Annotated in this window: 11 protein-coding genes; all 11 read right to left on the reverse strand. The window is 60.4% G+C overall.

The window, feature by feature from the left end; translation table 11 throughout:
- The coding region (wecB, locus tag NW863_RS05500) for a non-hydrolyzing UDP-N-acetylglucosamine 2-epimerase (protein WP_414365056.1) at positions 1–1,107 on the reverse strand (1,107 nt) is incomplete at its 3' end.
- Positions 1,108–1,682: 575 nt separating this feature from the next.
- The gene (locus tag NW863_RS05505) at positions 1,683–1,877 is read right to left on the reverse strand and encodes a hypothetical protein (protein ID WP_414365058.1); all 195 of its coding nucleotides are present in this window, start codon (positions 1,875–1,877) and stop codon (positions 1,683–1,685) included.
- Between the two features lie 112 nt (positions 1,878–1,989).
- Positions 1,990–2,610, reverse strand: a complete 621-nt coding sequence (locus tag NW863_RS05510) for a hypothetical protein (protein WP_414365059.1) — start codon at positions 2,608–2,610, stop codon at positions 1,990–1,992.
- Positions 2,611–2,733: 123 nt separating this feature from the next.
- A complete protein-coding gene (gene argH / locus NW863_RS05515; RefSeq protein WP_414365085.1) occupies positions 2,734–4,203 on the reverse strand; it encodes an argininosuccinate lyase in 1,470 nt (489 codons plus the stop codon).
- Between the two features lie 119 nt (positions 4,204–4,322).
- Positions 4,323–4,541: a hypothetical protein gene (locus NW863_RS05520; RefSeq protein WP_414365060.1), complete on the reverse strand. Its 219-nt coding sequence runs from the start codon at positions 4,539–4,541 to the stop codon at positions 4,323–4,325.
- Positions 4,542–4,634: 93 nt separating this feature from the next.
- Positions 4,635–6,362, reverse strand: coding sequence for a PP2C family protein-serine/threonine phosphatase (locus NW863_RS05525; protein ID WP_414365062.1), 1,728 nt, complete (start codon positions 6,360–6,362; stop codon positions 4,635–4,637).
- A 101-nt stretch (positions 6,363–6,463) separates the two neighbouring features.
- Complete coding sequence (locus NW863_RS05530; RefSeq protein WP_414365063.1) at positions 6,464–7,654, reverse strand: glycosyltransferase family 4 protein; 1,191 nt, start codon at positions 7,652–7,654, stop codon at positions 6,464–6,466.
- Between the two features lie 181 nt (positions 7,655–7,835).
- Complete coding sequence (locus NW863_RS05535; protein ID WP_414365064.1) at positions 7,836–9,191, reverse strand: MFS transporter; 1,356 nt, start codon at positions 9,189–9,191, stop codon at positions 7,836–7,838.
- A gap of 396 nt (positions 9,192–9,587) precedes the next feature.
- Positions 9,588–9,932 (reverse strand): MgPME-cyclase complex family protein, encoded by a 345-nt coding sequence (locus NW863_RS05540; protein WP_414365065.1) that lies wholly within the window; start codon positions 9,930–9,932, stop codon positions 9,588–9,590.
- A gap of 108 nt (positions 9,933–10,040) precedes the next feature.
- Positions 10,041–10,496 (reverse strand): hypothetical protein, encoded by a 456-nt coding sequence (locus NW863_RS05545; protein WP_414365067.1) that lies wholly within the window; start codon positions 10,494–10,496, stop codon positions 10,041–10,043.
- A gap of 159 nt (positions 10,497–10,655) precedes the next feature.
- Positions 10,656–11,666: class I SAM-dependent methyltransferase (locus tag NW863_RS05550; protein WP_414365069.1), on the reverse strand; the 1,011-nt coding region annotated here is incomplete at its 5' end.

The following is an 11,666-nucleotide window of genomic DNA, read 5'->3' on the forward strand; positions in this document are numbered from 1 at the left end:
GTTAAACTGCCTCTCGATGATGTGGCAAATTTGCCGGGCAGCGGTGCCGTCGCCGAAGGGGTTTTGGGCCTGGGCCATGCGGGCGTAGGCCTGGGGATCCGTGAGCAATTCTCGGGCCGCCTCCAGGATCTTTTCGGGATGGGTACCCACCAGGCGGGCGGTGCCGGCAGCAACGGCTTCCGGCCGCTCGGTGGTCTGCCGCAGCACCAGCACCGGCTTGCCCAGGGCGGGGGCCTCCTCTTGAATACCACCGGAATCGCTGAGGATGAGAGTGCAGCGCTGCATGGCGCTGACCCAGCAGGGGTAGTCCAAGGGCTCGGTAAGAAAAACTCGCTCCCGGGATCCCAACAGGGCCTGCAGGGGATCCCGCACCGCGGGGTTGGGGTGGAGAGGCAAGAGGAGGGCCGTATCGGGGAACTCCGCCAAAATCTGCAGCAGAGCCTGGCCGATGGCTATTAAGGGATCCCCCCAGTTTTCCCGCCGGTGCACAGTAACCAACAAAACGCGGTAGCGCTGCCAGTCTAGGCCGGGGATGGGGCAAGGGATCCCGTGGGCGGCCACCTGCAGCAGGGCGTCGATAACAGTGTTGCCGGTGCAGTAAATGGAGCCAACCACGTGGCTTCGCTTCAGGTTATCCACCGCTTGCGGGGTGGGGGCAAAGTGCAGGCTGGCCAACTGAGAAATGAGACGGCGATTGGCCTCTTCAGGAAAAGGGTGGTAGAGATCGTCAGTGCGCAGGCCGGCTTCCACATGCCCCACCGGGATGCGTTGATAGAAAGCGGCCAGGGCAGCGGCAAAGGCGGTCGTAGTATCGCCCTGCACCAGAACCAGTTGGGGCTGGCGCTCCTGAAAATAGGGTTCCAGGCCGCGCAGGGTGGCTTCGGTGATGTCAGTCAGGCTTTGGCGGGGACGCATGATCTCCAGATCCCGATCCGCCCGTAGGCCGAAGAGCCGCATCACCTGATCCACCATCTCCCGGTGTTGCCCTGTCAGGATCACCTCAGTGCGCAGGTGTGGACTGGCCCGCAGGGCCTGGATTACCGGAGCTAGCTTAATGGCTTCGGGCCGCGTGCCCAAGATCACAGAAACCAGAGGAAGGGAGGTCATAGGCTCAAGGGCATCGGCGCTTGGGGGAGGCGAGCAGCTCTGGCTCGGCTCCAGACAGAGCGACCATCAAATCAGGTTTTGAAATCAGGTTTTGGAAAGGGCCTGACTGGTTCTCAAGTTGTGGCAGCACAGCCTCTGTAGATGGGGATGTCCCTGGGGCCAACTATAGGCAAAGAGAAACCAGCAGAGGGCGCTTCCCCCGATCTTAACCCCCGATTGCTCTACCCTTTGCTTCGCCGAAGCCAGCCCTGGGCAGGGATCCGGCAAAAAACATCAAAACCAAACAGCGCTGCTCGATCCCTGCCCACCTTGCCCAAGTGGGCCTGGAGGCTGCCGGGCCAGCGACAGTTACCAGGGCCTCCAGATCCAGCCAAAAGCCTGGAGAGACAGGAATCCGTATCCGCCCTCTTCTAGCTTGCCAAGGACTACGGCCCGCCAAGACGAATTGCGCAGCAGACGCTTACGCATCCCCCAGAGAGACTCTTAGCGGCGTTTGATCCGGAGAGTATCTTGTCGATATCTTGTCGTTCGATGGTTGCCTCAGACGGGCTAAAAGCCCAAAGCTGGCCCCGAGCCTATATCCAGCTCATCTCATCACAAACGAGGGTAAACACCGTTGCACAACTGGCCACCAGCAGCGATAGGAAGGGCGGCTGGCCATGAGCCATGCAAATAGCCGCTGCCACCGAAGCGCCTACAGCAGCGGAAAAAGTGCGACCTGCCCAGTTGCCTTTGGAGGGTTTGTCAGAGGGATTAAATTTGTTAAACATTTTGACGCAAGAAATAGGGTACAAAAGGGATGATTCACAAGATTTCGCCTCAGGCTATCACCCTCAGATGAAATTTCGGCGGGATTCAGGACTATTCTCAATATTTCTTCGCTTAGGCTTCAATCTTTCGTAAAATTGCGCTGAGGTGTTCGTAATCATCTCGCAACAGCGAGCTCAACTGCCGCCCTGCTTGCACCAACCAGTGGCGATCCCGGTTCAAGATCCGGTAAGTCTGACGGATGACAGCGGCCACCAACTCGTCGCTGGGGATCCCGTTGACACGCAGCAGGGTGCGCAAAAACTCAAAAGAGCGGCAAAACTCCCTTACCTCGCTTTCAGAGCAGGGGTAGACCGGCTGGTGAATCTGGGGCGGGCGCGGCGGCAGGTACTGATAAACTCGTCCCCCGCCAACGAAGCCGACAATGGCAGCGCGGAAATCGCTGCGCAACATGGCGAAAATCTGGGGCTGCTGCTCCCGCAGCTCCTGTGTGGAGAGGCCCAACGCTCTGGGGCGGTGAACCGTATCGATGGGAGTCATGGCGGCGTAGCAGACCACCCCATAGATTAGGTTGCCGGTCTCCTCGTCTTGGGAGCGGACCCAACTGCCGAGAGCGGGCAGGGTCGGGAAGGTCAGGCGTTCCGGCCTTAGGCACTGGGCCACAAAAGTTGTGGTGTCGGCCTCCACCACCTCTCCTAGGGCAGAGGGGGGTGGGGAGATGGCTCTGGCTCGCATCCTTCCTCCGGTTTCTCAAGGCCAATGGCTGGGGGGTCGCTCCACGGATAGAGAGGGCAAGCAGGAATGGGCGGCTGACTCCCCTCTCCTTGAGGGGAAGAGGGCGGGAGGGAGAGCCACTGCTCAGCCCTCGAAGGGCAGCCCAGAGCCAGGGGAGAGGCGGGTCGGTGGGGGTTCTTCTGCTGGCTCTGCCTGTTGGTGGCGGGCCTGGGCCCGTTGCAAGGCTTCCCGCACCACTGCAAAGCCAGTGCCTCCAGGGCTGAGCCGCGCCGCCACTACCCGCTGGGGAGCGATGGCTGCCAGAATATCCGCTTCAAAGGCCGGGTGAAAGCTTTTCCAGCGCTCTAAGGGCAGATCCTGCAGCAGGATCCCCTCTGCCATACAGGTACGCACGATCTGGCCCACCAGATCGTGGGCGCTGCGAAAGGGGATCCCTCTGCGCACCAGGTAGTCGGCCACATCGGTGGCGTTGGAGAAATCTTCCCGTACGGCGGCCTCCATGCGTTGGGTTTGGAATTGGATGCCTTCCCGGAGCAGGATTATCATCGCCTCCAAGCAGGCCTTTACAGTATCAACGGTATCGAAGAGCCCCTCTTTGTCCTCTTGCAAATCTTTGTTGTAGGCCAGAGGCAGCCCCTTCAAGGTGACCAGCAGAGCTTGGAGATGGCCGAACACCCGCCCTGTCTTGCCCCTCACCAATTCCGGCACATCGGGATTCTTCTTCTGGGGCATGAGGCTGGAGCCGGTAGCACAGGCATCGGTGAGGGCGACAAAGCCAAACTCCTGCGTGGCCCAGAGGATGATCTCTTCCGAGAGACGGCTGAGATGCACCAGAATCAGGCTGGCGGCAGCGTGGAACTCCACAAGGAAGTCGCGGTCGCTCACCGCATCCAGGCTGTTGGCGCTGATGCGCTCAAACCCCAGCAGATGGGCAACAAGCTGCCGGTCGATGGGCAAGGAAGTGCCAGCCAAGGCCCCGGATCCCAGGGGGCAGACGTTGACCTCTTCCCGCACCCGCCCCAAGCGTTGCCAGTCCCGCCAGAGCATTTCTTCGTAGGCTAGGAGGTGGTGGGCCAAGCTGATGGGCTGGGCCCGCTGCAGGTGGGTGTAGCCAGGTAGGAGCGTCTCCACGTGCTGGTCGGCCAAGTCCAACAAAACCCCCCGCAGCTCCCAGAGGAAGTGCCGGATAGCGTCGATTTGATCCCGTAGGTAAAGGCGCAGGTCGGTGGCCACTTGGTCGTTGCGGGAGCGCCCCGTGTGCAGTTTTTTGCCCACTTCCCCCACCAAGGCCACCAGGCGGCGCTCGACGGCGTAGTGGACATCTTCCGCCTCAGGGTCAGGCTGGAAGATGCCCTCGGCAACTTCCTTCTGGATCCGCTCCAGCCCCTGCCGAATTTGCTCTGCCTCTTCGCGGCTCAAGATGCCGCAAGCCCCCAGCATCTGCACGTGGGCCAGGGATCCGGCCACATCGTAGGGCAAAAGGCGAATATCGAAGCCGATGCTGGCGTTGAAGCGGGCAATCTGAGGGTGCAGGGATCCCGCAAAGCGTCCGCTCCAGGGGCGCGGGGTGGAAGGTGCCGTCGGCTGGGACATGGACTCGGAAGGAGGATAGGGATCGACCACCACAGAAAGACTCGTCTAAAAAAGTAAGCCAAGCAGCGACGGCCAAGGCGCCGCCACCTCAGGGCCAAGGAATCCGAGTGCCACCGCCTCTAGTGGGAGCTGGTGATGCTCTTGAGCATGTAGCCCGCCACGATTCCTATCAAAAGCGCCCAAATTTGGCCCGATTCCACGAAGTTGTTCCAACCCCTGCGGATATCGGCCAGCACGTCCTGCCGGAACACCTGGGCGACAATCACTTCCGTCTGCAAGGCCGGCGAGGCCGGCAAGTAAACCGAGGAGAGCTCGGAGCCAGGAGCAGTGAAGTGCATGCTTATACCTCAGGCAAAGGTCAACTAGGAAAGCGGGCCACCACCCAAGAGGCTTCCCTAGCTAGAGAGTACCCTTAGTTTGAACCTTCGTAGCTAGGTTGGCTCAGAATCGGGCAATACTTTCAACACCACCAGCGTTGTATCGTCCACCGGCTCAGGCCGCAGGGAAATCTCATCCTGAAACAAGAGCTCCGGATCCGCCGGCGGCTCTGGGACAACAGGACGGGATCCCTGGCGGCCCCGGAAGGCGTCCATCTGCTCAAAAAGGTTCTCCAAGATCTCCTCGGGCGACTCGTAGCGACTGGCAGCATGTTGAATGGCGTCCATCAAGCCTGAGGTCTCCAGCCGCTCCCCGCGGGTATTGGCGGCCTCGACATAGCCATCGGTGTAATAGACTACAACATCTCCCGGCTGCAGTTGCACGCAGGCTTCCGAGTATTGGCTGTGTTCCTCTAAGCCAATCAGCGCTCCTTCTGTGTCTAGGGGCTGGATGTCGCGGGTGCGGGCCCGCCACCAGAGGGTGGGGTTATGGGCAGCGTTGCTAAAACAGAGGCGACGGGAGCGGGGATCGTATTCTGAGTAAAACAGGCTGATGAAGCGATTGGAGTTTTCCAGATCGCTGTACATGGCCCGGTTGAGATGTTGGAGAACGCGGGCCGGCGAGTGGCGGTTGAGGGCTTCTGCCCGCACCATGGCACGGGTCATGCTCATCAACATGCCGGCAGGGACACCTTTGCCCATCACGTCCCCAATCACGATGGCCAAGCGAAAGTCTTCGGATGGTTCAGAGGAAGGGGCCAGGGATCCAACCGGCTCATCGGCGGCGGCCTCAGAGTTTTCCGGCCGCTCGCTGGGGATCTTGATGAAATCATAGTAGTCGCCCCCCACCTTGCTGGCCACGCGGCAGCGGGCCGCCAGCCGAATGCCCTTGACTTGGGGGTAGTGGCGGGGCAGCAGTTGGGTCTGGATGTAGGAGCCAATCTCCATTTCTTTTTCCAGAGCCATTTTGCGGCGTAAGGCCGCCGTCAAGCGCTCGTTCTCGATGGCCACGCCCGCTTGGTCAGCCACCAACCGCAGCAGTTGTTGGCGACGTTCATTCCACTGGTAGCCGGGCTGACGGCTGAAGACGTACAGGCGCCCCTGGACGGAGCTGCGAATCAACAGCGGCGTCCCGAACAGGCGCACATCTGGCCCCAGGCTCTGGCGCAGGCGTTCGTCCAAGAGATGTTCCAAGGCCGGGATCTTCACCGACAGGGATCCCTCGGTTTTTAAAATCGGCTCCTGAGCGGACAGAGCTTGGGCGATCTGCTCCATCTCGGCGCGAATCTGCTCACGCCGGTTCAGATCCGAACAATGCAGTTGATCCAACTGAATAGTGCCGTTGGGGTTGAACAACACCAGCGCTCCGCCCTCGGCATCGGTGAGTTGGCTGGCCACAAAAGCAGTGAGCTCTAGGATCTGGTTTAGGTTGTTGAAGGAGCGCAGGGCAAAGGCCAATCCCCCTAGCAAATACAGCATCGGCTGCTGTTCTGTCCCCAGCTCTACCACCGGCTCCGGCTTCGGCGGGGCGGGCAAGATGGCCGGTTTCACTTCCGTCAGCTCCCTCTCCTCCAAGGCCGCCTCGGGCTCCTCCTCTGGGCCAACTTGAGCCGAGCGCAGATCGCCCTGCTCATCGAGGGGCGACAGCGACGCAGCCGGAACGTTGGTGGGAAAGGAGTTTCTGTCCGCACCTTGGGCAAGCAGAGACTCTGACCAGGACAAACCCGACAGCCCGGCAGGGGGCTGCGCCGGAAAGGCTTTTTGCGGGTTGTGCTCATCCATCGGGAAGCTAGAGGAAATCCCCTGGAAACATAACGATGCAGTTTAGCAAAAATATCAGAAGCTCTATCACAAAAGTTTTAGCCCAATCCCAGTAGTCCTCCTTACGCCCGGCGGCGCTGACGGGACCCCTGACTCAGCTCCTGGTAGAGCTGCTCCAACTGGCTGAGGTTGTGGCTGAGGGTATAGCGCTCCAGCACCCGCTGGCGGGCTTTCATCCCCAGCAGTTGCGTAAATTCCCGTTGATCCCGCAACAGAGGCAGCAGCGTTTGCAGCTCCACCGTCACCCGCCCCGGATCCAACAGGATCCCGGCTCCATCGGCCAAAACCTCGCCATCGGCCCCGACGTCGGTAGCCACTGCCGCTACCCCACAGGCCATCGCCTCCAGCAGCGACAAAGACAGCCCCTCAATCAAGGAGGGCAGAATGAACACGTCGGATCCCCGCAGGATCTCGATGCGCTGCTGCTCGTCGGCAACGTAGCCCAGCCAGTGGATCCCGTGCTGGCGGGTGTAGAAAGGCTTGAGGGTATTGAGCAGGGGTCCATCCCCCACAATCAGGAGGCCACACTTCTCACCCATTTGAGCCTGCTTCCAGGCTTTGAGCAGGGCCTCGACATTTTTTTCCGGCGAGATCCGTCCTTGGTAGACAAAGACCCGCTCCAGCCCCAACCGTTGCTTCAGGGTGGAGGGCCCCGGCGAATACTTATCCACGTCGACGCCGTTGGGGATGACCACCACCTGCTCGCGGCTCACCCCCAGCCTGACCAAGATCTGCCGCTGTGTTTCCGAGAAGACGATGGTGCGGTCGTAGTGGGCCAAACAGGGGGCATAGAGCTGATAGGCCAGGTATTGGGTGCGGGAGGCGATGTTGCGCCGCCGTCGGTCAAAAGCCGGGTGGAAAGTAGCCACCAGGGGCTGGTTGAGCTCAGCGCAGATCTCCGGCAGGACAAAATCGATGGGAGAAATCGTCAGCGAGGCATGCACCAGATCCGGCTGCAATTCCCGTAGGGCTTGGGTCAGCAACCGCCTGGCGTTGGGAGCTGGGATCGTGTAAATCTGCGACTTGTACAGACAGGGCAGGGAAACATCCCGCCCCGCCAGCTCAGCATGCCAACGGCTCCCCCGACGGGATCCCTCTACAGCAGGGGCCTCCAGGCTGGGGGAGGGGCTTTCGTTGGTGAAATGGAAAAAGCTCACCTGATGTCCCCGCTCCAAAAGGCCGTTGGTTACCTCACGGCTATAGGTGACGTTGCCACAGAAAGGTGCCTTCTTGCCTATCCAGGCGATGTGCATGGGCGGATCCCTACGGCGCCAGAACGCTGATCTGCAACGGGATGTGCGATTCAAAGCCTCTATAAGGGTAGCAGACTCGCATCCCACGTCGGCCCGCTGCTCCCCTCTCAGGGGAGAAACCTAGACCGACAAGGCATTGACAGATACCCAGCCCTACGCCGCAGCTATCCAGCAGAAAAACTTATCTGTGCCCCTCTCTGCCCAGCAGACCCCAGAGGTACAGCCCCGCCGACCCGGTCAGGGCTGCCAGGCCGAGAAACGTCCAGGCAAGGCCGAAATACGTTTCCGCCACCCCCGCCAAAACCAGCGGCAAACTGAGAGCAATGTTGACCGCATTGTTCTGCAGTCCAAAAACCTTGCCGCGCAGATGTTCGGGGGTCTCCTCCTGGAGCAAGGTTTGCATGGGCACCGCCACCAACGCCCCTCCACAGCCCAGCAGGGCAATCCAAGCCAAGCTGGGAAACAGCTTCCCCTCCGTCCAGGACAAGGCCGCCAAGGACAGACACAGCAACAGGGATCCCAGCCCACTCCAGGCGCGACGGCTCACCTGCCGGCCTGTATGCCCCACCCAAAAGGCGCCAATGGCCATGCCCAGGCCGGCAGCCGCCAGCAACACCCCAAACTGATCTGCCTCCAGCTCCGCCGTCACCTCGGCCATGCGCACCGCCAAGACCGCCAGCGCCGCAAACAGCGAGTAGAGCACCACCATTTGCAGCAGGGCCGCGCGGATCAAGGGCATTTGCCCGATGTATTGCAGGCCCAGCTTGAGATCTTCCCAGAGATGGGGGGTCTGCCAAGGCCGGGGCTCCAGCCTCTCGTGGGGTTGCAACAGCAGCAGCAGGGATCCCGCCAACAGGTAGGCTCCCCCCACCAACAGCTCTGGCCCTACCTCCCAGCCGGGCAACCACGCGCGCACCCAGCGATCCGCCAGCGTTAATAGGGGCTCGCCAATGGCAAAGCCGACGATCAGCGAAGCCATCATCGTCGTGGTGTAGAGGGAGTTGGCCGCCAACAGCTCCCGCCTAGGCAGGATCAGCGGCAGAGTGGCCTGTTCGGCAGGAGCAAAAAACTGGGTCAAGACAGAGACGGCAAAGCTCACCAGCAACAGGCTGCCAAAGCCCAAAGGGATCCCTGGCCAAAGGTCACGCCCGGCGGTGAGCCAGAGCAGCGGCGGCAACAGCAGCACCAGGATCCCGCGCACCACGTTGGAGAGCACCAGCACCCCCTTCTTGGGCCAGCGATCCACAAACACCCCTGCCAGACTGCCCAACAACACCGCCGGCAGCGTAAAAGCCAGCATAACCGCCGCCACCCAGCCGCTGATGGAGGCCCCTTCCGGCTGAAACTGCCTCGAGATCAACCCAATCAGCAGCACCAACAACACCTTGTCGGCCAACTGGGAAAACACCTGCCCCATCCACAGCAGCAGGAAGTTGGGTCGACGCAGGACGGCAGCAAAGTTTCCCAGGCCTGTCCCTGAGAAAGGGGAATCCACTTGGCTATCCTCTTTGGGATCCTGGGGAGGGGGCTCTGGCAAGGGATCCCCCGACGAACACTTCAGCGAGCCGGAGGGGGGACTTGCCGGCGGCTCAAGTGGGGGGGCCTCTGACTTCAGCACCTCAGTTGAAGGAAATGTGGAAGGAAGATCCCGAAGATGAGAAGTCCGGTGGCAGACCTCCACCTCCCCTTCCGGCCAGTCCCATCGTTGCTCCAAAGTCATGGTGCCCCCGTCCAGCATATCCCTCTCTCCCGCCTTGGCTTTCCCTGCCGCGCTCCAGCATTACCGCTGCTGGCTTGGGAGAGGTGCCCTAATCTTAAATCTTGACCTAGCCTGCAATCAAACTTGCCTCCCCTCCAGGGCAGCTTACCCCTGGCCGCCCAAGTTGTGCCTCCCCCCTGAGCAAGCCGCTAAGGCGATGGTGGGGAAAGGCTATCAGCTTTCTGACAACGATAGGGAGCGCAAGGGATCCGGGATCGACTCGCTGGGGGCTACAAAGCTGCCCTTTTCCACAAAAGTGAGGCGCAGCGCCAGCCAACGGATGAAATCCTCATTGGTCGAAACCACTGCCCCCAGCGGCTCCTTCAACTTGTTGCGTAGGAGCCTTAACTCTGGAGCTTCCATGAAAGCCGGCTGGGGCACCCAAAAGAAATCGATGGGGCGATGGTGCTCCTCATAGTGTCGGCGACGCTCCTCCAGCACTTCCTCCAGAGGTTCAGAGCGCAAAAAAGACAGACTGGCAACAATAAAGTGGTAGGTGGTGGGCTCAGCAGCAGGCATACTCTGAAAAGTGTAAGATTCAAACGCCTAGAGGGGGGTTCCTGGCAAAAACACAACTTCTCCCGCCGGCTCTTGCCTAGAGTTGCCAACTTTAACCTACTGGCAGGATTAGTTGGCAGACTTGAGTAAATGCAGGGCCGGATCGCGAGATCTGCGGAGGGACTGGCAGTCTTGCAACTGCCGGAGGACAGGTAGCCGCGCTATCACTTCCTCAGGGGACATAGAGTGCTCTGAAGCCTGCTTGAGGATAGGCAGAGCTTGAGCTGCCCATTCCTGCGCCCAGAGGGGAGTTGAAGGGGTTTCCCCCTGCTCCAAGAGTTCCTGGCAGAGGGCAGTCGAGCGCTCCAAGTCGCCGCTTCCCTGATAAGCCATAACCAGGGCTACCCGCGCCAAAGCGCATTCCTCAGGATCTATCCTGGAACCGTTGCGCTCTTTCTGGCGGGGTGAGCTCTCCTGAATCGAGCAGCAGTAGCAGAAAGACTCGAGAAGGTTGATCGCCTCTAAGTAGCGCTCCTGCTTGAGAGCAGTGATGCCGGCACGGAGGGATCCATACGGAGGGGACATGAGCCTAAGTATAAGATAAGAAAGGATTCCGACCGCCTTGCACTGAAGGGCGTTGATGACTTAGCTTCTTATCCGAGGTTTCGTGTCTGATACTACTATACAGCTTTTGGCCAAGCGACCGCGAATCTCCTTACCCTCTTAAGCTTTTGGCAAGGGCGCTCAACTCTTACGGGCCAAGATATAAGTGCTGACGTAGTGGGTTTCTCGGCGCAACACCTCACAGCCTGCCTGCTGCAGGCGCACCCCCAGATCATCGCGGATGTAGTCCCGGTAGTAGGGTTCGTGGAAGGTTTGCACAAAAGCTTCCATCGTCTCCTCCAGCTCCGGCGAATCCAAGAGTTGCACCGAGTCGCAGATGACAATGACGCCCCCCGGCTTCACCACGCGGCTCATCTCGTTGATGACCTTTTGCCGGGCCGGGCCGGGCAGCTCGTGGAAGAGAAACACACTGACAACCGCATCAAAGGTGGCGTCGGCATAGGGCATAGCCTCAGCGTTGGCGCGGATGAGCTGGGGCAGCTCCCCAGGCAACTCCTGCAACAGGCGGTTGGCCTTGCGCAGATAGGCAGGGGAAAGGTCCAGGCCATACAGTGCCGCGTTGGGCAGAGCTCCCCGCAAAAGGCGCAGCGTGCGCCCCGTACCACAAGCCACGTCGAGAATGTGGGGAGCCGATAGAGCAGGATCGAGGGCATCCTTGAGCAGCCGGATTACCCGTCGCCGCATGGCATCCGCCGTGCCCCCAAACAGCAGCTCCACCTGGAGGTCGTAGAGCTCAGCCGAGCGATCGCTTAGGTAGCCGTTGGTTTGGTAGTGGAAATTCTGCAGGTAGTATTTCGGGTAGCCCTCTGTGGAGATGTCTGGAGAAAACTCCTGGTAGCGCCGACTGTGGACCCGTTGGGTAATCTGGGGCAGTTCCAACCACACGGCTGGGTAATAGCGAGCAAAGTCCAGCCAGGGGTTGTCAAAGAGAAGCGCGTGAGGGTAGTAACCTGCCTCGGCATCTTGCCAATCGACCTGGAGCAGCCGTTCGTAACGAGCCCGCAACTCTTGCAAAATAGCTGCGCTGACCTTCACCCGCTCCCGCGGCGGCAGGGCTTTCCCAGAGGAAAAACTTTGCAGCTCCCTGAGCACAGAGAGCATCAGCTCCGAAGCCTGGGTGGAGAGAGCCTT

This window comes from Synechococcus sp. B60.1, from assembly GCF_047462555.1.
GTDB lineage: Bacteria > Cyanobacteriota > Cyanobacteriia > Thermostichales > Thermostichaceae > Thermostichus.